The sequence below is a fragment of the Bradyrhizobium sp. ARR65 genome (genome assembly GCF_000472385.1).
Taxonomy (GTDB): domain Bacteria; phylum Pseudomonadota; class Alphaproteobacteria; order Rhizobiales; family Xanthobacteraceae; genus Bradyrhizobium.
Genome location: NZ_AWZU01000007.1, coordinates 44,806 through 62,781, shown reverse-complemented (window position 1 = coordinate 62,781; position 17,976 = coordinate 44,806). Strand labels below are relative to the sequence as shown.

Below are 17,976 nucleotides of genomic sequence, written 5' to 3'. Positions count from 1 at the left end.
CTCAAACCACCGGCTGCTTGTCCTTTCGTATACCATCAAGGAGGCTGCGTTCGATCTTCAGATGCGCCTCGACCAGTTCACGTGGCGTCAGCGCCATCCATTGCGCGAGCGAAACGTCCATGAATCGCGGTGATCTGAACAACTCAAGGAAGCGAAGCTGCTCGTTGCCGGTATTCTCGATGAAGTGACTCATCGACATCGGCACGTAGCCGACATCGCCGGCCTGGAAGTCGAATGTCCGTGCGTTGGTCTCTGCGGCGAACACCGTCATCCGGCCTTTACCGGAAATGTAATATTGCCACTCGTCTGCGTTCGGATGCCAATGGATCTCGCGCATATGGCCGGGATCGACCTCCACCAGAGCTGCCGCGACGTCGGTGGCGATCGGGAAATTCCGCGTATCGGCAATGCGCACACGCCCGCCGGGCGAGGTGGTCGGCTGCTGTTCCATCAACTTGAACATCATGTTTTGCGGCACCCCGCCGAGCGGGTCGTTGACGCTGTCGGTGTTCAGAGGCGGCGGCGGCTCGGCTTGGAAGATGAACAGCTCCTGCTTTGGAATATTATCGAACGCCTTTGCGTCGACGCCGAAATTCCTCGCCAGGACCTCGCGATCGGTATGCGCAAAGAGATCGGTGATGGCGAAGGTGGAGTCTTCGGAGAACTGGCCGTCGGGAAACGCCAGCAGAAATTCGCAGCCGTCGTTTGGTAATCCCTGGATCGAGTGGGGGATCCCGGATGGAAAGTACCAGAGGTCGCCCTCGCGCACATCGGCGATGAAGTTGTGTCCATCGTTGTCGACCGCGGTGATCCGCGCGTTCCCGGCAAGCATGAAGGCCCACTCGGCCTGCTTGTGCCAATGCAGCTCGCGCACCGCGCCCGACTTCAAGCGCATGTTGACGCCGGCCATGGTGGTCGAGATCGGCAACTCGCGCTGCGTCACCTCGCGCGACCAGCCGCCGTCGCGCATCTTCATGTGGGCGTCGGCGAAGGAGAATCGCAAATTCGGTAACGTACCGTGATCGGTGGACGGCGGCCGCAGGATGTCGGGGTTTTGCTGCTCGCGATCGTGGTTGCGCGGACCGATGATCGGGGCGCCCTTGTTGCCGATAACAGGCTCGTTACTTTGACTGGCCATCGCAGCGTTGGTGCCCAAGGCGGCCGCGGCCGCAAGCAGGGTTCGTCGGCTCGGGAAATTCATGCGTTCACCACTTGCCGGCCGAACGCGAGCCGGTTCTGAAAGTTCGTAGCGCGCACGTCACGCAAAGCTTATGGCGGCGGTTCTGCAACCTAACGGAGCGCTGCGGTTTGTCTCGCATTCGCAAGTCGGGAGCTGCGCCATGCCGCAGAAGTCGGACATTGATCGCCGGGACTTCATTTCGATCGCAACCACCGGATTGGCGCTCGCGAGCGTGAATGCACGTCCGTCCGCGGCCGCGGAACCGAGCGAAGTCACGTCTGCCATCTCGCCGCAGCCGGCGCCGTCATTCGGCGGGGACGAGACGACCGCGGACATTATCGTTGACACATTGGTCGCCTGGGGCGCCACGCACGCGTTCGGTGTCGTCGGCGACGGCATCAATTCGGTGATCGAGGCTCTGCGCAAGCGCCAGGACAAGATCCGTTACATCGGCGTGCGCCATGAAGAAGCCGCGGCTTTCATGGCCTCGGGCTTTGCCAAGCTTACCGGACATCTCGGCGTGTGCGTCGGCACCACGGGGCCGGGCGCGATTCATCTCCTCAATGGGCTTTACGATGCCGCCCTCGACGGCGCGCCGGTGGTAGCGCTGACCGGCCTGACCTTTCACGACCTCACCGGGCTGCGGTATCAGCAAAGCGTCGATACCGTAGGGCTGATGCGAGGCGTCGCGCTCTACAACGAGGAGGTGACCGGACCGGAGCACGCCGTGATCGTAGCAAACCGGGCCTGCAGAGCGGCGCTGGGTGAGCGTGGGGTGGCGCATCTGACCATCTCCAAGGATGTGCAAATGATGCGGCTTTCCGCCGGCAAGCGCTCGATGCGCAATCCGGGCGTTCGCACGTCCTCGTCCTGGACCACGCCGCTGGCAGCGGCGCCTGCCGATGAGGTTCGCGCCGCAGCCGACATTCTCAATTCCGGACGGCGGGTCGCCATTCTCGCCGGGCAGGGCGCGCTGCATGCTCGCGAGGAAGTGACCAGGCTTGCGGACGCGCTCGGCGCGCCGGTTGCAAAATCCCTGCTGGGCAGGGCTGTGCTGGCCGACGACTCTCCATTGACCACCGGTGGGATTGGCGATCTCGGCACCGCACCGTCGTCATGGATCATGAAGAATTGTGACACCGTCTTGATCCTCGGTTCGACCATGCCATGGGAAGAGTACTATCCGTCGCCCGGGCAGGCGCGCGGTGTCCAAATCGATCTCAAGGCCGATCGGATCGGCCTGCGGTATCCCGTGGAAGTCGGTCTGGTGGCTGACGTCAAGGCGACGCTGATGACGCTGTTGCCGTTGATCACTCCCAAGCAGGATCGTTCGTTCCTCACCGAAGCGCAGCATCGCGTCGCCGATTGGAACACGCTGCTCGACAAGGTCGAGGGCAGCGCGCGCAGCCCGTTGCGTCCGCAGATGGTGGTGCGCGCCCTCAGCGACCTCCTGGCGGATGATGCCGTCATTTGCCTGGATTGCGGGGCGAACACGCATTTTGCGGCGCGCTGCTTGCGCCTTAGGGAGAACCAGCGCCTGACCGGAACCGGCATGCTGGCCAGCATGGCGCCTGGCCTGCCTTTCGCAATCGCGGCACAATTGGCCTTTCCGAAACGGCAGGCGGTGACCGTGGTCGGCGACGGCGGATTTGCCATGCTGATGGCGGAATTGTCGACCGCGGTCGCACAAAACCTGCCCGTCAAAATCATCCTTCTGAAGAACAACAGCCTTGCCGAGGTGAAGTTCGAGCAGCAGGACATTGGCAACCCGCCCTTCGGTTGTGACCTACCGCCGATCGACTTCGTGGCATTCGCGAAGGCCTGCGGTGCGGATGCATTCCGTTGCGAGAAGCCGGATGACATCGTTCCCGCGATCCGCGCAGCGCTGGCTTCATCGAAGCCGGCCCTGGTGGAGGCCGTGGTTGATGCGGAAGAGAAGCCGACCAAACCCAACGAACTGAAGGTCTAAAGCGCGATAGGTCTTGGATCGGTACCAACCGCGGGACTCGGTTCACCTCTCCTCCGTGTTGGGAGAGGTGAACGGCCGCGGCAATCAACTGAACCTAAGCCTCGTCGCGCTTTGGCAGCGCCAGACTTTGCGAGACTCCGGCGCCTCTCAGGAGAAAATGAAATCGGAGTCCGGATCGCTGACCTCATCCGGACTCGACTCGCAAAACTTGATCTTGAGATTGCCGTCCAGGACCTTCTCGCCATCAGGTCGGGTCTCGACCAGGCCGGCGCGTTCTGCAGCCGCCCAGACCTCTTGCTCAGTTGGGAAGCTGCGTGTCAGCCGCTCATTCTCTTCATACAGGGCGTAGGGCATGGCGCCCTCCTAACAAACCCCGTCCGTTATCGAAAGCCGAAGACGGGGCTTCGAGCTATTCTCTTCGGCTGGATATCTCCTTGCGAAATTTTCCAAGCTCCGGCGAACAATTCCGCCATCTGCCTCCTGTTCCTTGTGATGGATGCGGAACGGTTGCTCGGGGGCCGAATTATGGGGGCATGGCAACCACCACAATCACTGTTCTGGAAAAGCCCATCGCGCGTATCAAGGAGACGTGCGAGATGATGGGCATTGCGGAAAAATTCGACCAGGCCCTTCCGGACCTCGAGACCTATCTCGAAGGCGAGGTGGCGGCCGGGGAAACCAGCGAAACGCGGCTGACCTATAACGGGCTGGTGTTTCTGAAGCAGAACCTCGCCAAGCGCTAGACTGAAGCCGCACCCCGCGCCACGGAACGATGCGGGCAATTGCCGATTGACGCGGACACGCTTTTTGCAAGGGAGTGTCCCATGGAATTGAAGGGCAAGAAGATCGCCATTCTGGCAACCAACGGTTTCGAGCAGTCCGAGCTGGAGGTGCCCCGCGACAGGCTGAAGCAGGCCGGCGCCACCGTGGAGATCATCTCGCTTTCGGCCGGCGAGATCAAAGGCTGGGACATGAAGGACTGGGGGCGGCCGGTCAAGGTGGATAAGACGCTGGACCAGGCCTCGCCGTCCGACTACGAGGCGATCGTATTGCCGGGCGGTCAGATCAACCCGGACCTACTGCGGGTCGAACCCAAGGCGTTGAAGTTCATCAAGGACATTTTCGATGCCAAGAAGGTGGTCGCCGCCGTCTGCCACGCGCCCTGGCTGCTGATCGAAACCGGCATCGCGAAGGGCCGGAGGATGACGTCGTACAAATCGATCAAGACCGATGTCATGAATGCCGGTGCGAAGTGGGAGGATTCGCAGGTGGTCGTCGACCAGGGTGTGATCACCTCGCGTAATCCAGGCGATCTCGAAGCCTTTAGCAAGAAGATTATCGAAGAGATTAGGGAAGGCCGCCACACCCAGCGTAGCGCCGCTTGATCATGGAACGGACAGGCGGACGGCCCTAGAAGATCACGGGGGCAGAGTTCGAAAGAGCCTGCCCCTTCACCTTGTGCGCGCAAGACGCGCGACGCCTTACCGAGGAACGAGGCGGTGCCGTGCCGGGTTGCCCTCGTAGGAGGCGCGCCCATGAGCAAAATCCGTAAAGTCAGGTTTCATCGTTTCGGCGCAAAGGATGTGCTGCAGCTCGAGGAGCTCGAGCAGTCGCAGCCGGATGCAGGCCAGCTCCTGGTCGTGGTGCGCGCGGCCAGCGTGAACCCGGTCGATTTCAAGATTCGCCTGGGCAAATACCCATCCGTGCAAGAGGATCGTCTGCCATATACGCCGGGCCGCGACGTCTCTGGCGTGATTGCGAAATGCGGCGCCCAGGCGACCCGCTTCAAGATCGGCGACGAGGTCTTCGGGATGGTGCCGGTTTATGGCGGCGGCTATGCGCAGCAGGTCGTGTTGGATGAAAGGGCGGTTGCGGTAAAACCGTCCGGGCTGGACCATCTGTATGCCGCCGGCGTTCCGCTGGCGGGGCAGACCGCTTGGCAGGGACTGTTCCGGCATGGCGGCCTGAAGGCGGGACAATCTGTCCTGATTCACGGCGGTTCGGGCGGGGTTGGCCATTTTGCCGTGCAGTTCGCCAAGGCACGCGGCGCGCGCGTGCTCACGACGGTCTCAACCGACAACGTCGATTTTGCGCGCGGTCTCGGCGCCGATGTCGTCATCGACTACAAGAAGCAGCGCTTCGAGGAGGTCGCCTCCGACCTCGACATGGTGTTCGATCTGATCGACGGTGAAACGCGCGAGCGTTCCTGGCAGTTGCTGAGGAAAGGTGGGGTGCTGGTTTCGACCTTGACCGAGCCCTCGCAGGAGAGGGCGGGAGAACTCGGTGTGCGTGCGCTGCGCTATACGGTGGAAGCCAATGGCGATGAGCTTGCCGAAATCGCCGCGCTCATCAACGCCGGAAAGGTCAAGCCTCATGTCCAAAAGACGTTCCCGCTCGATGCCGCGGCAGACGCCATGGGCTCCGTCGAGCAGGGGCATTCAGTTGGGAAGGTCGTGCTGACCGTCTCGTGAGAACCGGACAAGCGACGCGCGCTTCACGTTCTTTCTTCCGGGCATTAAGCGGGCATTAAAGGAGATCGTAAAATGGGTCTTGCTCAATATGCGATCGTCGCGGTGGGGGACCAATGGGGCGTCCTCCATGACGGGGACATCAAGGGCGAATATGCCACCAAGGAATCGGCTTTCGAATCGGCCGCGGCCGCGGCCTCGCTTGCGATCCGCCAGGGGCACGAAGTGCATTTGAGCGTGCCCGGCGGCGAGCAAGATAAGGCAGGCCGCCAGCAGCTTTAGCGCGCGATGCAGAATTCGTTCCAAGCAAGTGTCGCTTTATTTGCACCAGCGCGCTAAATTAGGTTAGCGACGATGCGCCGCCTGTGGCGCAGACTCCGTAGAAGTCTCGAAGCAGGAGGCTTCCATGATGAGGAGAAACCGGCGCAAGCCCACGGCTTCGTTCGACGAACGCCTCCAAAAGGCCGCCGATGACGCGCGTCAAGCTGCCGAGAAACTTCCGCAAGGGCCAGAGCGCGATATGCTGTTGAACAAGGCGAGTCAGGCGGAGACCGCCGTTCGCATCAATCGGTGGTTGAGTTCACCGGGGCTGCAGTCGCCGCGGTAAGGACGATTCGCGGGAATCCGCTGAGGCGGATTGGCGCCTGGAGCGGCTTGCGTGCGCCGACATTGTCGCGTGAGGCCGTCAAGGGAAAGGGCGCATGCCGCGCCGCGCAATTGGCTTTAAGAGGCGCAGCCACCTCGATCGGGCCCATCATTCACTGGGAGAGTCGATAGCAGCTCCGCCGACGGTCCCAGCGTTCAAGGGGCCGAACGCCGAGACCGCCATTCCACACGGAGTGCTCCCGACGTGACAGGGGGGATCGGCGCCGGAAGCACTATCAAGACTCTTGGTCGGCCAGATGGTTCCTCAAGTCTACCAATCAATGGCGTTGCTTTAACCTGTGAAGGCAGGAACCAGCCCGCGCCGGTGAGATTGGTGTCACGTGAACCTGATCCAGGAAACGCCATGAGCCGCGAGAAGCCGACCGACGATCCCCGGGAAAAGACCGACAAGCGTTCGTTCAAGCAGACCGATGAGCCTTGGAAGAAGCCGGTGGAAAAGGAACAGAGCACAAGCGTGCGGAAGTCCGATCTCGAGAAGTGGCAGGAGACCGACACGCATTGAGGGAGCTGGTTAGCGGTCGGTCATGAGCTCAAACAGCGTGATCCGATAGTCCCGGTCCAGGACGTGCAGTACATCGAGTGGCGAAGATGCCCGGTCCGGCCGGTGCCACGACAATTCGAATGCGTAATCCGTCTGGTTCGAATTTGAATGATGTTTCTGGCCGAGGAAGTGGGCGCGATATTTCATAGGTTCGACCAGATTTGACACCTGCTCAACGACATTCCAGTTCGCTTCGCAAGTGACGACCAGACGGGCGTGATGCTCGCGCGGAATTGTGCCATCCACCCATTTCAGGATCCAAAGCGTGAGCACCGCAAGCACTGTCGCGGCCGTTCCAAGCAGCAACTGTCCGCCGCCGAGGCAGAGCCCAATCACCGTCATCAGCCACAGTGTCGCGGCGGTCGTGACGCCGGTGATCAGGTCGCCCCTCTTGAGGATGGCGCCGCCGCCGATGAAGCCGACGCCGGTCAGGATCCCCAAGGGAAGCCGCATCAGATCCATGATCGCAAAGGACTCCGGTGTCTTGCCGCTCACCGATAGCAGAATATTGGCCTGGATCATGGCGACCGAGGCCGCCAGTCCGACAAGGATCGTGGTCCGGAAGCCGGCCGCATGACCGCGCGCGCCGCGGTTGAAGCCGATGATCGCTCCCGCCAGCATCGTCAGCGCCAGCCGGATTGCAATGTCGGTCCACGATGGTTGCAGCGGTATGTTCATCGCAGCATCCAGAACCACCGGTGCGGCAACGGGCGCTCAGTCCGCTCCGATCGCCTCCGAGTGGCTGAAAATCTCGAACGCGGAGCCGCGCGCAATGCCCACAAGAGACATGCCGCAGGCCCTTGCCGTTCGCACCGCAAGCGCGGTCGGCGCCGAAATCGCGATCAGCACGCCGGCCCCGATCGCTGCCGCCTTTTGCACCATCTCCACGGAGACGCGGCTGGTCAGGACGATGGCACCGCTGCTGCCGTCGCGATTGTCGGTGGCGAGCGCACCCGCAAGCTTGTCGAGCGCATTGTGGCGGCCGACGTCTTCGCGCAGCGCGACCAACCGGCCCTCGGGCAGGTAAAAGCCTGCGGCATGCGTCGCTCGCGTCGCCATGTTGAGGCTCTGCGCCTGCGTCAGCGTCTCGACGGCGTGGCTGACCTGGCGCCGGGTCAAGGTAACGGCGTGACGCAATACCGGAATCGGGCGCGCCGCCTCGCTCAGGCTCTCGATGCCGCAAAGTCCGCAGCCGGTCGGGCCGACAAGACGTCGTCGCCTTGCCTGCAGCTTTCGCTCGCTTTCCGTCGCAAGCCACATGCGCAGCTCAACGCCGTCGGCGTGCGGAACGATGTCCAGGTCCTGGATCTCGGTGGGGCTGGCGATGATGCCCTCGGTCAAGCTGAAGCCGATTGCGAGGTCGGTCAGGTTCGCGGGCGTCGCCATCACCACCGCGGTCGTCGTGCCGTGATAGACAAAGGCAACCGGACATTCCTCGGCTACAGTCCGGGCGCCGGCCTTGCGGAGGTGATCTACTCTCGACATGTCGACCGCCGCCGGCGGCAGCCTTACCGCGTCGCGCTGAGCGAACTGCGAGCCATGCAATGCTTTTCTCCTTGTGACGCTCATTCGACGCGCGGGCGCGCGCAAGGTTCCGTCTGCTGCGGGAACTTCGCGCCGAATCGCCGGTTTCTGCTGCAGCCGAAAATTCGCGTCCTCGCACGCAATCGAAGGAGACGTCATGAGAGCGACAGCGATCTCACTCGCCGCGTTGCTGACGCTGGTTGGCGGCCTAGCCCTGGCGCAATCGCAGGTTCCGAGCGGGCGAGGCTCCGTGACCGGCGACCCCGCGGCAAGCTCGGCGACGCCGGGCACTTCGCCGACTACCGGAAGCGCCGCGAAGTCGGGCCCGAGCGGTAGCGGCACCTCGACGTCGGGCGGCAGCGACGCCAATGGCGATCAGGGCAGGGACACAATGCCGGAAACGCGCAATCGCCCGACGATTCCGCTCGACAAGCAGAACAAGCCCGCTGTCGGGCGTTAGAGGGTGATCCGGAGAAGCGCGCAGCGATTCTTCCCGACCAGATCATGCTCAGACACAAATGCGATGACGATCATCGCGCGCCAGCAACTATTCGTCGCCCAGGCCGGCCTCGGCGTCTTCCAGGGCCGCGTAAAGCGTTGGTAGCTGTTCGGCCGCGAACGCACGAACGGTTTCGTTATCGGGTGACGCCAGGTAGCGCTGCAGCAGAGCGATCGCGGACCTGTGTTCGACGATCTCGACCGTGTAGAAATTGCGAACGTAGTCCGGCCCGTCGAAGGTCTGCAAAGCTGTCAATCGGTCTGCGCGCCTCGGCCTCGCCTGGCGGTCAAACGCGGGATCGGTGTTCACCTGTTCCCGAATCTTGGTGAGCGCTTTGTCACGCTTCTGCGCGGCATCGGCGTGTGCAAGTGCAAAAGCCCTGATCTCCTGGTTGCCGCGTGCATCTGCACTCTCGATCGCGTCTTGCTGGAACCGGTCGAACTCGTAGAGTTCTCCGATCACCTCCGCGGCGGCCGGCGTCGCTTCTGCCGCAATAGTGGCGTCACTCTCGGCGCGGCTTGTCGCAAGCTGGGTAGTGCCGGCAAGGAAAAGAAGCGCGATAGGGATCTTGAACATGCGGATCAACCGGAGGCCTCGCCGCAGGTTCCGGGTGCATTACGATCGCGTAAGAGATGGTTGAGGTTGCGAGGTTCGTTACCACCTCTTTGTCTATGAAACAGTCAGACATATTCCGAGAGAACGCCGAGAACTGCTTGCAGCTTGCGGAAGGCGCGGAAGGCCAGCCGGCATATAGGCGCTATATGCGCATGGCGCAGGCATGGGCGGCCTTGGCAGATGAGCAGGATTGGTTGGACGGGGAGATTCCCCCGCTGCCTCCCGGTCCGAAGGAGGCCGCATGACGGGAGTACGGCGCGCCCTTATAGGCCTCATGATTGCCTTCGGCATTTCCGCGACCATCGCGGCGGTGACGACGATTAGGCAGGTGCACATGGCCTCGTCGTCGGCATCGCCGCCAATCACGCGGATCTAGCCCGGCGCGAGCTTTCCTTGACGGCGCATACCAGGTGGTTGCGCTGCGGCGCGCTTTGCGACCCGGTAGGCTATAGGAACTAAGGCCGCGACTCCAGAATTGGGTGGCGACAATCCCTTCTGGAGGACCAAAATGCGTAAGTTAATTATTTCGGCTGCGGTTGCCACGATGCTTGCCGTGCCCGCGGGTCTCGCCCAATCGGTGGGCGAAAAGACCGGCGTCAATTCCGTTCTCGGTGTCAGCCCCAGCACGGATGATTTCGTCAAGGAAGTCGCGAACAGCGACATGCTCGAAATCGCAACGGCCAAGATCGCAGAGGATAAGGGCAACGCCGACGAAAAGAAATTCGCGCAGCAGATGATCACCGATCACACCAAGACCACGTCCGAACTGAAGGGACTGGTCAACAGCGGCGACGTCAAGGCGCAGATCCCGAGTACGATGGATTCGTCCTACCAGAAGAAGCTCGACAAGCTGCGCGACACCAAGCCTGCGGATTTCGCCAACGAATATGATTCGATGCAGGTGAGCGCGCACAAGGACGCGGTGTCGCTGTTCCAGCGCTACTCGAAATCCGGCGATAATGCCAAGCTCAAGGATTGGGCCGGCAAGACGCTTCCGACCCTTCAGCATCATCTCGAAATGGCGGAGGCGCTGGACAACAAGAAGCGGGATTGATGGCGGTTCAGGCGGCGGGTCGTCCTGCGCGTGGATACGATAGAGCATGAGTGACCCTGACGTCCGCAAGGGCATGCCGCCCGTCAAACTGTCGCGTGAGGAATTCGAGCGTCGTTATCGCCGCCGTTTCATCGACCCGGTGTTTCGCCCTCTGCAACGCGAGATTGATGCAATCATTGCTGCGGCCTGGGACGCCTACAGCCATTCGCGCAAGGCGCCGGTCACGCGCAAGGCCGGCCCCGGATTTGCCGACCCGGATTACGAAATCGCGGTGGATTGGCTCGCCGCGCGCGAGGCGGTGCTGGCAGCGCAGCGGCGGCACGATGACTTGCACGAAAATCCACGCATTCTGCTCATCAACGGCTCCTCGCGCAGCGAGCACACTTGTCCGGGCGAGATGTCGAAGACGTGGCGGCTCGTGAAACTCGCCGAGCCCGTGTTCAACGAAATGGGTTTTGCGACGGATATCCTGGATCTGTCGCGTCTTGCGTCCGAGTTCGGAAAGCAGATTCATCCCTGCAAGTCCTGCGTCGCAACCTCGATGGCGCTGTGTCACTGGCCTTGCAGTTGCTATCCGAACTACTCACTGGGCCAGACCGACGACTGGATGAACGAAATCTATCCGCTCTGGGTCGCCGCCCACGGCATCCTGATTGTCGCGCCCGTGAACTGGTATCACGCACCGGCCGGATTGAAATCCATGGTGGATCGGCTGGTTTGCGCGGACGGAGGTAACCCGGATCCTTCTTCGACGCATGGAAAGCATGCCGCGGAGGCGAAGGCGCTGGAGCTGAAGGGCTGGCCCTATCCGCGACACCTTGCGGGCCGTTACTTCGGCATCATCGCCCCACGGCGATGCTGTCGGGGCGGAGACGCTGCGTCGATCGTTGTCCGATTGGTTGACCGACATGGGACTGATCTCGGCGGGCCGCATGGCCGAACTCGATGGCTACATCGGCTACATGCAACCCTATGCGACGTCGCATCAGGCGCTGGACGAGGATGTGGTGTTCCAGCAGGAAGTGCTGAACGTCGCCCGCGCCCTCGGCCGGGCGGTGCAACTGCATCGCGCCGGTAAGCTCGACAATCCGGGCGCGGGTCTGCTCGACCCCGCGCAAAAATGACGATCAGGGCTGGCCGGAGCCGCCGGCCGACCCATAGACTTGGCCATTGGCGTAGCTCGCATCGGCCGCCGCGAGCTGTACATAGATTGAGCCAAGCTCGGCGGGTTGCCCCGGACGCCCGAGCGGCGTCTGACCGCCGAATTTTTCCAGCTTCTCCATTGGAGCGCCTCCGGACACCTGCAGCGGTGTCCAGATCGGCCCCGGCGCCACGCCATTGACGCGGATACCCTTAGGGCCGAGCTGCTTGGCGAGGGACTTGACGTAGTTCATCGTGGCAGCCTTGGTCTGCGCGTAATCGTAGAGCTCCGGTGATGGATCATAGGCCTGCTCGGAGGTCGTGCCGATGATCACGGAGCCGGGCTTCAGATGCGGCAGCGCCGCTTTGATGATCCAGAACGGCGCGTAGATGTTGGTCTTCATCGTCGCATCGAAATCCTCGGTCGTGAGATCGAGGATCGAATCGCGCGCCTGCTGCCGTGCGGCATTGCTGACGACGATGTCGAGGCCGCCGAGCCCGTCGACCGCGCGACGCACCAGCTCCTGGCAGAATTTCTCGTCCCTGAGGTCGCCGGGAATGGCGAGGCCATTGCGCTCTTCGGCGCGGATCAATGCGATCACTTCCTGGGCATCCGCCTCTTCGGTCGGGTAATAGTTGATTGCGACGTCGGCCCCTTCTCGTGCGAAGGCAATCGCGGCGGCGCGTCCCATTCCGGAATCGCCGCCGGTAATCAGCGCCTTGCGCCCGGCCAGCCGGCCGGAGCCGCGATAGCTGCGTTCGCCATGGTCGGGGCGCGGATCCATCTGGCTGGCGAGGCCGGGCCACGGCTGCGACTGTCGCTTGAACGGCGGCTTCGGGTATTTGTCCGTCGGATTGCTGAGTTCCTGGGCGGCCATTCCTTGGTCTCCCTTCGCGGTTGTAGAAGCGAGAGAAGCAGCCGCCAATGTCGCGCCGCCGCCGACGACCTGTCGGCGGGACATTGAAGGATCCGCGGTGCGTGCCATTCGCTTCTCCATCTGTTGAGGGGATCAACAGGCGAAGCCGCCGAACGTTTCGGCTGCACACGTAAAGCTCCGGCAAATTGCTGCGAGCCAAAACGTGATGTAGCTCACGGGGGGGGATGAGCGCTATCGGACGCTGTTGATTGTGGTGCTGGGGTACGATGGCCGGCGGCGGTCAATTTGCTCAGCGCCGCTTGCTCTCTGCCTGCAGATTTGATGATCTCTCTTGCGATACGCTTGGACCCCGCGTGGCTTTCGCCATTCGCCGTGCTTTCGTAAAACGCGATCCAACGCAAGCCTCATGTAGGTCAGTGTAGTTGATCAAACTTGTGTTCGATCACCTCCCCGTTCTTCTCGCCTTATTTCGAACTTGTATCATTCCGCGTCGCCAGCCATTCGGTGACGGCCAGTACGTTGTCGACCTGCACCGCCTTCTTCATCAGCGCGTCGCGCTCTTTCCCCGGAGGCATCCGACGTGCGGTCTCCCGCGCGTTGTCGGCGTATCTCTCCAGACGCATTTCGAAAGTCTCGGTGGGCCGAGACCTGTTTCTCTTCTTTTTTTGCATAGGTTGTACCCGGCTTGGTTGAGGGCATGCTAGGCCCTCTGAGGGTGCCCGTCGTTAACTTATGACAGGGGCAGGCGGGGGAACGTTTGCCGGCGCACAGCGTAAGCTTAGGGCTTCCGGCGCCGCTTTCTCTCTCAGGCGCGATGTCGCGGTTCCGATCAAAGCGGCCAACCAAGAGAACGTCGCCGGGCCAAGGAGGAGAGAATGCCGCTCTATCATTTCGATCTCGTGAATACAAAGACGATCCTGGATGAGGGCGGCGCAGAGCTGCATGACGACATCGAGGCGCTGGACTCCGCGGATGACATCGCGCGGCGGATATTGGACGAGCGGCCCGAGTTGAAAGGCCGGCACTATTTCATTCTCGTCACCAACGAGGATGGCGAAGAGGTCTTTCGATTACCGCTCGAGATCATTCATTAGGGATAGGAAAAGGCGAAGCGATGAAGAACTCGGGTCAAGGAATTGCCCGCGACAAGGCGGAAGAACAGCCGGCCGACAAGAAGCGCGCGCAGACGGTCCACAAGGCCAATCCGCAAAAGTCGGTCTCGCGCGAAGCGACGCGCGATCCAAAATTGAATGATGCTGAGAAGACGCCCGGGTCCGGCATGACGGCGGACGAAAGCGGAGATGCCCCGACGGGCTGAGCGTATCAGGGCAGGCCACCCTGACCGAACAGCAGTGATAATTCTGTGGTGCGAGCTTGGCGGTAGCGTTGAAAAGCGGCAATGGCGCGGTTGGCCAATGCGAGCTTGTTGCGCTGGCCCTGGCTGATCATGAATTGGACTTTGTCCGCCAGGAATCCGACCGTCTCGGCGGGATCGTCGATTTCGCCGGAACGCGCGAGGAAGTTGAAGGCGATCTGGACCGCGTCCTCCACCAGAAGCGGAGCGTCGTGGTCGTTGAACCAGGCGGACATGACAGTTTCCCGGATTTGCGATCTCTCGCGAACCGCGAACTCCGTCCAGCAAGCATTGGTTCCTAAATTCATGCGATGATCGTGAAAGCCGCCCGGAACCGGCGGCACCGCGCCTCGTTGCACGAATCAATGACTTGCATGGAGGCTGCAATGACTATCGACGAACGCGAAACCGGCAATCTGATCGGCAGCGACAAGGTCGAGGGGACTGCCGTGTACGGCGCCGATGACAGCAGGATCGGCGCGATCGAACGAGTGATGATCGACAAGGTCAGCGGGAGGGTATCCTACGCGGTGCTCGGCTTCGGCGGTTTTCTGGGGCTTGGAAATGACCATTATCCGCTGCCATGGCAGTCGCTCAAATACGATACGCGGCTTGGCGGCTATGTCACCGGCATCACCGAGCAGCAGTTGCGCGGCGCGCCGAAGTATAGCGAGGGCAGCGAGTGGAACTGGAGCGACGTCGCCAGGAACAGGGCGCTCAACGCCTATTACGGCGTACCCGTCGCGTGATGGCGGATCTGCGAGCTGGCGTATCAGCGGTGCGAGATTCGCGACGCGCCTTTTCGCGAGCGCTCATCGCGATTGTCTCGTCGGCTTTCAGACCCGCACGATGGACAAGAGGTCGCTCACAAAGGTCAACGACGGACAACGGGCGCCGCTAGGAACGATCGCCGCCGCGCAACGTCATTTTTGCGCAACCGGCTTCATCCTCCCGGAACGCCGGTTGCATCCAAAGACGACGGCTCCGGCGCTTCACGCCGGAGCCGTCAGTGTGTGCTCGTGAACGAAAAAGCCGCCGATGGGCGGCCTCCTCGAAGGCTTTCGCGTAAGGAGCTTTACCAGGATTCCCAACTATCGCCACGCCAATAGCCGCGCCCCTCATGCTCGCGGAAGACGTAATGCTCGTTGGGGCCCCACCGCCAGTCGTCATCATGGATGATGACCCTCGCCTCCGGCGGATAGCGATAGGTTTCCTGCGTGTGCCAGCACACGTTGCCGCTGCAGACGATCGCGGCGGACGCGCTCACACTCGAGATGGCCAACAACCCCGCAACGGTTACCGCGCTTGCAAGGGTCTTGCCTACCAGCTTCATTTTGTCCTCCTTCTCCTGATCATTGCCCGCTGGCCAACACGAGAGACGTGCTTTCGTTCCGGACGCAGAAATCCACGGCGAGAGGGAACTGGGGGAAAGCCGCGGCTCAGGCTTGCGAGGGCCGGACCAGTGCGCGCAGCGCAATCCTGTCGGCTCAATCGGTTTCTCCAGCCGCAAGATATTTTCAAACTCGCTGGGAATGTGCGCACGCCCGAAGCCGGTGGCAAAGAGGAAAGGGATGTCTCGTTCGGCCAGCGCGCTGCAGATCGCGAACACGTTCTCTCCGCCGAGACCAATGTCGAGGACGGCGCAATCGATTTGCGGCTCCGCCTCGATCGTGCAAAGCCCGTGGGCCAACGTGGGTACGGGTCCAAGAACGTGTGCGCGCTCTTGGACCAGCAGCCGCTTAAGATCATCGGCGAGGAAATACTCGTCCTCCACGACGAGGACCCGTCGTCCGGCGAGCACGCCTTCAGTTGCATTGTCCATGCAAGATCCAACCACGAAATTGATAGGACCAGGGAACTTCAATTTCGGAGGACTAACATAGGTTATTGAATTTGGTTCCCCGCGCGCTGGATTAGCCCTTGGGGAGACGAACCCTTGAGTTCACTTATTCGAAAACTGGAACATTTCGCGCGGCTCTCCGGGGCCGATCGCGCCATCCTCGAGCGCGCAGGCTCCGAGCGCGTCCGCAAGTTCGGGCCGCGCGCGGACATCGCGCGGGAGGGAGACAGGCCGAAGGACGTTCATTTGGTTCTTTCGGGATGGGCCTGCCGCTACAAGCAGCTCGAGGACGGACGCCGGCAGGTGGTCTCCTTCTTCCTGCCGGGCGATCTTTGCGATCTCAACATTTTCATCCTGCGGGAAATGGATCACTCGATCGGCACCATAACGTCCGTTAACATTGCTGACCTGTCGCGCGAGTTCTTTGACGAGATCAGCACGCGCTATCCGCGCATCATCGCCGCGCTGTGGTGGGCGAGCCTGGTCAACGCGGCAATCCAACGTGAGTGGACCATGAATCTCGGCCAGCGCACCGCGTCCGAGCGGATGGCGCATCTGCTATGCGAGCTGTTCTTTCGCCTGAGGGTGGCCGGGCTCACGCGCGACGACAGTTGCGAGTTTCCTCTGACCCAGGCAGATCTCGCCGATGCCACCGGGCTTTCGAAGGTGCATGTCAATCGCACGCTGCAGGAACTACGCTCGGCCGGCCTCATTGTGCTCAAGGGAAAGACGCTGGTCGTGCCCAACCTGGAGCGGCTGATGAATGCGGGCCTGTTCAACGCCAACTACCTGCATCTGGAGCGCGAGGGACGCCAGCTTGATGCTAACGACTGATGGCGCCTCGGTGCGACCGGGCATGGAGCCGCCGAGGAAGAACGGCCGATGATGGTAGACGGCGAGACCGTTGGCAGAGCGGCGTTCGAACGTGAAATCGCCGACCGCTTTGGCCTGCTGCCGAATCTTTTCCGTTCCGCGCCTGCAGCGCCCGGTTTGATCGAAGAGATCTGGACCTTTGGCAAATCCGCCTATCTCGACAATCCTTTGCCGTCGCTGCTGAAGGAGCGTCTATTCGTCTATCTCTCCCGCTTCTGCGGAGCGCCTTACTGCCTCGCGCGGCACGTCGGCTTTCTGCTGGGGAGGGGGCGACCCGCAGGCGACGCAAGGGCGACCCCGGAGACCATTCAAGAGGCCGGCGAGCTCTTGGCCCGTCCCCTGCCGAATGCCGGAACACTCGACCGGGCACTGGCGCGCTTGGAAGCACTGCGTCAGCCCGCGGAAAGTCCCGCTCCGCGCTCGCAGATGGAAGCTGATCTGTTCGACGCGGCGAGCGTCTTGTTCGTTGCGCCCCGCCAGTCCGAGCGGGCCCGGCTCGCCATTCGCAACGCCTGGGGCGACACCAAGCTCGAACTGGTCACCGTGCTGCTCGCCTTCATTCGCATGGCCCATTATTGGACCGAAACGCACCCCGATCTCGGCTACGAGCCCGACGTTACGGCCTTGATGCGCGAACACCCCGAACTCGCGGCCCTGATGCCGGACGCGAACGAAGCCCAACGCGCGCAGGAAACAATACGGCGCATCAGCAGCAATAGCCCCAAAGTCGCGCCGACCAAGGTCGATGAAGATCAGAGCGCGCGGCTCTTGAGCGAATTGCAGCACCGGATGCGCAATACGTTGGCCGTGATTCGATCCGTCGTTCGGCGCACGGCGGAAACCAGCGAGACGATCGAGGATTTCGCCAATCATCTGGATGGACGAATCGGCGCGATATCGCGCGTCCAGCTCGCGGTCGCCCGCGATCCGCTTGCCGGCTTCGACCTCGCTGCGTTGCTCTCTGACGAGTTGTGTGCATGCGCGGCCCGCGAGGGCGAGCAATTCGAGCTGAGCGGGCCTCAGGTGTACTTAAATCCCAAGGCCGCCGAGAACATTGGGCTGGCGATCCACGAACTCGCAACCAACGCGGTCAAGCACGGCGCCTTTACCGCCCAGCGCGGACGCATCGAGGTCACTTGGTGGACGCAGCAGCGGGCCGATAGCGAGTGGCTGTGCCTGCACTGGAAGGAGAGTGGAATGGCAGGCCGGCCCGTGAAACAGGCACGAGAAGGGTTCGGTTCGATCCTGCTGCAGCAAATGTTGCAATACGATCTCGGCGCCGAGGTGACACAGGCCTTCGAGCCGAGCGGCTACCACTGCGAGATTGCGTTTCCGCTGCGGCGAAACAAATCGACATGATCTTCCGCCTCGCACT

Annotated in this window: 23 protein-coding genes and 1 pseudogene; 16 read left to right on the top strand and 8 right to left on the bottom strand. The window is 62.0% G+C overall.

The genetic code is table 11. The annotated features are described in order from the left end of the window. Position 1 precedes the first annotated feature (1 nt). Positions 2-1,201 (bottom strand): oxalate decarboxylase family bicupin, encoded by a 1,200-nt coding sequence (locus tag F758_RS0110560; RefSeq protein WP_024507844.1) that lies wholly within the window; start codon positions 1,199-1,201, stop codon positions 2-4. Between the two features lie 139 nt (positions 1,202-1,340). On the opposite strand from F758_RS0110560, the gene F758_RS43565 reads away from it, so the two are divergent. Continuing rightward, positions 1,341-3,149 carry a thiamine pyrophosphate-dependent enzyme gene (locus F758_RS43565; protein WP_084305248.1) on the top strand — a complete coding sequence of 603 codons (1,809 nt, stop codon included), beginning with the start codon at positions 1,341-1,343 and terminating at the stop codon, positions 3,147-3,149. 147 nt (positions 3,150-3,296) lie between these two features. Here the strand turns inward: F758_RS43565 and F758_RS43560 are convergent, their stop codons facing one another. Next, positions 3,297-3,503, bottom strand: coding sequence for a hypothetical protein (locus F758_RS43560; RefSeq protein WP_035721600.1), 207 nt, complete (start codon positions 3,501-3,503; stop codon positions 3,297-3,299). Between the two features lie 179 nt (positions 3,504-3,682). On the opposite strand from F758_RS43560, the gene F758_RS43555 reads away from it, so the two are divergent. The 5 genes from F758_RS43555 (at position 3,683) to F758_RS50770 (ending at position 6,785) form a co-directional block, all read left to right on the top strand. Next, positions 3,683-3,892: a hypothetical protein gene (locus tag F758_RS43555; RefSeq protein ID WP_035721597.1), complete on the top strand. Its 210-nt coding sequence runs from the start codon at positions 3,683-3,685 to the stop codon at positions 3,890-3,892. Positions 3,893-3,973: 81 nt separating this feature from the next. Further along, entirely contained in the window at positions 3,974-4,534 is a 561-nt protein-coding gene (locus F758_RS0110545) for a type 1 glutamine amidotransferase domain-containing protein (RefSeq protein WP_024507843.1), read from the top strand. A 150-nt stretch (positions 4,535-4,684) separates the two neighbouring features. Further along, a complete protein-coding gene (locus tag F758_RS0110540) occupies positions 4,685-5,620 on the top strand; it encodes an NADP-dependent oxidoreductase (protein WP_024507842.1) in 936 nt (311 codons plus the stop codon). 72 nt (positions 5,621-5,692) lie between these two features. After that, positions 5,693-5,899, top strand: coding sequence for a hypothetical protein (locus F758_RS0110535; protein WP_024507841.1), 207 nt, complete (start codon positions 5,693-5,695; stop codon positions 5,897-5,899). Between the two features lie 727 nt (positions 5,900-6,626). After that, positions 6,627-6,785 carry a hypothetical protein gene (locus F758_RS50770; RefSeq protein ID WP_198026453.1) on the top strand — a complete coding sequence of 53 codons (159 nt, stop codon included), beginning with the start codon at positions 6,627-6,629 and terminating at the stop codon, positions 6,783-6,785. A 9-nt stretch (positions 6,786-6,794) separates the two neighbouring features. Here F758_RS50770 and F758_RS0110520 read toward each other — a convergent pair whose 3' ends face one another. Together F758_RS0110520 and fdhD are read right to left on the bottom strand one after the other, a co-directional pair. Next, positions 6,795-7,502: an MgtC/SapB family protein gene (locus F758_RS0110520; RefSeq protein WP_024507839.1), complete on the bottom strand. Its 708-nt coding sequence runs from the start codon at positions 7,500-7,502 to the stop codon at positions 6,795-6,797. A 36-nt stretch (positions 7,503-7,538) separates the two neighbouring features. Beyond that, on the bottom strand, positions 7,539-8,309 hold the full coding sequence (fdhD, locus tag F758_RS43550) for a formate dehydrogenase accessory sulfurtransferase FdhD (protein WP_035721655.1): 771 nt from the start codon (positions 8,307-8,309) through the stop codon (positions 7,539-7,541). 196 nt (positions 8,310-8,505) lie between these two features. On the opposite strand from fdhD, the gene F758_RS0110510 reads away from it, so the two are divergent. After that, positions 8,506-8,808, top strand: a complete 303-nt coding sequence (locus tag F758_RS0110510; RefSeq protein ID WP_024507837.1) for a hypothetical protein — start codon at positions 8,506-8,508, stop codon at positions 8,806-8,808. Between the two features lie 87 nt (positions 8,809-8,895). Here the strand turns inward: F758_RS0110510 and F758_RS0110505 are convergent, their stop codons facing one another. Then, complete coding sequence (locus F758_RS0110505; protein WP_035721652.1) at positions 8,896-9,423, bottom strand: DUF4142 domain-containing protein; 528 nt, start codon at positions 9,421-9,423, stop codon at positions 8,896-8,898. A 95-nt stretch (positions 9,424-9,518) separates the two neighbouring features. Between F758_RS0110505 and F758_RS51660 the strand changes: the two genes are divergently transcribed. From F758_RS51660 to F758_RS43545, 4 genes and pseudogenes are all read left to right on the top strand, one after another. Continuing rightward, a complete protein-coding gene (locus tag F758_RS51660) occupies positions 9,519-9,707 on the top strand; it encodes a hypothetical protein (protein WP_024507835.1) in 189 nt (62 codons plus the stop codon). Further along, positions 9,704-9,838: a hypothetical protein gene (locus F758_RS52745; protein WP_283805851.1), complete on the top strand. Its 135-nt coding sequence runs from the start codon at positions 9,704-9,706 to the stop codon at positions 9,836-9,838. Before F758_RS51660 ends, F758_RS52745 begins: the two co-directional genes overlap by 4 nt. 132 nt (positions 9,839-9,970) lie before the next feature. Continuing rightward, positions 9,971-10,516: a DUF4142 domain-containing protein gene (locus tag F758_RS0110490; protein ID WP_024507834.1), complete on the top strand. Its 546-nt coding sequence runs from the start codon at positions 9,971-9,973 to the stop codon at positions 10,514-10,516. 46 nt (positions 10,517-10,562) lie between these two features. Continuing rightward, positions 10,563-11,640 (top strand): annotated as a pseudogene (locus F758_RS43545) (flavodoxin family protein). Positions 11,641-11,643: 3 nt separating this feature from the next. Here F758_RS43545 and F758_RS0110475 read toward each other — a convergent pair. Beyond that, positions 11,644-12,642 carry an SDR family oxidoreductase gene (locus tag F758_RS0110475; protein WP_024507831.1) on the bottom strand — a complete coding sequence of 333 codons (999 nt, stop codon included), beginning with the start codon at positions 12,640-12,642 and terminating at the stop codon, positions 11,644-11,646. A gap of 767 nt (positions 12,643-13,409) precedes the next feature. Here F758_RS0110475 and F758_RS0110465 point away from each other — a divergent pair. Next, the gene (locus tag F758_RS0110465) at positions 13,410-13,628 is read left to right on the top strand and encodes a DUF6894 family protein (protein WP_024507829.1); all 219 of its coding nucleotides are present in this window, start codon (positions 13,410-13,412) and stop codon (positions 13,626-13,628) included. 20 nt (positions 13,629-13,648) lie between these two features. Beyond that, on the top strand, positions 13,649-13,852 hold the full coding sequence (locus F758_RS0110460) for a hypothetical protein (RefSeq protein WP_024507828.1): 204 nt from the start codon (positions 13,649-13,651) through the stop codon (positions 13,850-13,852). Positions 13,853-13,857: 5 nt separating this feature from the next. Here F758_RS0110460 and F758_RS43540 read toward each other — a convergent pair whose 3' ends face one another. Continuing rightward, positions 13,858-14,124 (bottom strand): hypothetical protein, encoded by a 267-nt coding sequence (locus tag F758_RS43540; protein WP_024507827.1) that lies wholly within the window; start codon positions 14,122-14,124, stop codon positions 13,858-13,860. Between the two features lie 150 nt (positions 14,125-14,274). On the opposite strand from F758_RS43540, the gene F758_RS0110450 reads away from it, so the two are divergent. Continuing rightward, the gene (locus F758_RS0110450) at positions 14,275-14,637 is read left to right on the top strand and encodes a PRC-barrel domain-containing protein (protein WP_157449943.1); all 363 of its coding nucleotides are present in this window, start codon (positions 14,275-14,277) and stop codon (positions 14,635-14,637) included. Between the two features lie 326 nt (positions 14,638-14,963). On the opposite strand, the gene F758_RS51655 is transcribed toward F758_RS0110450, so the two are convergent. Then, the gene (locus F758_RS51655; protein WP_245286452.1) at positions 14,964-15,662 is read right to left on the bottom strand and encodes a response regulator; all 699 of its coding nucleotides are present in this window, start codon (positions 15,660-15,662) and stop codon (positions 14,964-14,966) included. Positions 15,663-15,824: 162 nt separating this feature from the next. Between F758_RS51655 and F758_RS0110430 the strand changes: the two genes are divergently transcribed. Both F758_RS0110430 and F758_RS0110425 read left to right on the top strand, forming a co-directional pair. Next, positions 15,825-16,562, top strand: a complete 738-nt coding sequence (locus tag F758_RS0110430) for a Crp/Fnr family transcriptional regulator (protein ID WP_024507825.1) — start codon at positions 15,825-15,827, stop codon at positions 16,560-16,562. 48 nt (positions 16,563-16,610) lie between these two features. After that, on the top strand, positions 16,611-17,960 hold the full coding sequence (locus F758_RS0110425; protein WP_024507824.1) for a sensor histidine kinase: 1,350 nt from the start codon (positions 16,611-16,613) through the stop codon (positions 17,958-17,960). Positions 17,961-17,976: the final 16 nt, after the last annotated feature.

Bases quoted from the DNA above. Each gene is read 5' to 3' on its own strand.
- F758_RS0110560 (WP_024507844.1), bottom strand. From the start codon at position 1,201: ATGAATTTCCCGAGCCGACGAACCCTGCTTGCGGCCGCGGCCGCCTTG.
- F758_RS43565 (WP_084305248.1), top strand. From the start codon at position 1,341: ATGCCGCAGAAGTCGGACATTGATCGCCGGGACTTCATTTCGATCGCA.
- F758_RS43560 (WP_035721600.1), bottom strand. From the start codon at position 3,503: ATGCCCTACGCCCTGTATGAAGAGAATGAGCGGCTGACACGCAGCTTC.
- F758_RS43555 (WP_035721597.1), top strand. From the start codon at position 3,683: ATGGCAACCACCACAATCACTGTTCTGGAAAAGCCCATCGCGCGTATC.
- F758_RS0110545 (WP_024507843.1), top strand. From the start codon at position 3,974: ATGGAATTGAAGGGCAAGAAGATCGCCATTCTGGCAACCAACGGTTTC.
- F758_RS0110540 (WP_024507842.1), top strand. From the start codon at position 4,685: ATGAGCAAAATCCGTAAAGTCAGGTTTCATCGTTTCGGCGCAAAGGAT.
- F758_RS0110535 (WP_024507841.1), top strand. From the start codon at position 5,693: ATGGGTCTTGCTCAATATGCGATCGTCGCGGTGGGGGACCAATGGGGC.
- F758_RS50770 (WP_198026453.1), top strand. From the start codon at position 6,627: ATGAGCCGCGAGAAGCCGACCGACGATCCCCGGGAAAAGACCGACAAG.
- F758_RS0110520 (WP_024507839.1), bottom strand. From the start codon at position 7,502: ATGAACATACCGCTGCAACCATCGTGGACCGACATTGCAATCCGGCTG.
- fdhD (WP_035721655.1), bottom strand. From the start codon at position 8,309: ATGTCGAGAGTAGATCACCTCCGCAAGGCCGGCGCCCGGACTGTAGCC.
- F758_RS0110510 (WP_024507837.1), top strand. From the start codon at position 8,506: ATGAGAGCGACAGCGATCTCACTCGCCGCGTTGCTGACGCTGGTTGGC.
- F758_RS0110505 (WP_035721652.1), bottom strand. From the start codon at position 9,423: ATGTTCAAGATCCCTATCGCGCTTCTTTTCCTTGCCGGCACTACCCAG.
- F758_RS51660 (WP_024507835.1), top strand. From the start codon at position 9,519: ATGAAACAGTCAGACATATTCCGAGAGAACGCCGAGAACTGCTTGCAG.
- F758_RS52745 (WP_283805851.1), top strand. From the start codon at position 9,704: ATGACGGGAGTACGGCGCGCCCTTATAGGCCTCATGATTGCCTTCGGC.
- F758_RS0110490 (WP_024507834.1), top strand. From the start codon at position 9,971: ATGCGTAAGTTAATTATTTCGGCTGCGGTTGCCACGATGCTTGCCGTG.
- F758_RS0110475 (WP_024507831.1), bottom strand. From the start codon at position 12,642: ATGGCACGCACCGCGGATCCTTCAATGTCCCGCCGACAGGTCGTCGGC.
- F758_RS0110465 (WP_024507829.1), top strand. From the start codon at position 13,410: ATGCCGCTCTATCATTTCGATCTCGTGAATACAAAGACGATCCTGGAT.
- F758_RS0110460 (WP_024507828.1), top strand. From the start codon at position 13,649: ATGAAGAACTCGGGTCAAGGAATTGCCCGCGACAAGGCGGAAGAACAG.
- F758_RS43540 (WP_024507827.1), bottom strand. From the start codon at position 14,124: ATGTCCGCCTGGTTCAACGACCACGACGCTCCGCTTCTGGTGGAGGAC.
- F758_RS0110450 (WP_157449943.1), top strand. From the start codon at position 14,275: ATGACTATCGACGAACGCGAAACCGGCAATCTGATCGGCAGCGACAAG.
- F758_RS0110425 (WP_024507824.1), top strand. From the start codon at position 16,611: ATGATGGTAGACGGCGAGACCGTTGGCAGAGCGGCGTTCGAACGTGAA.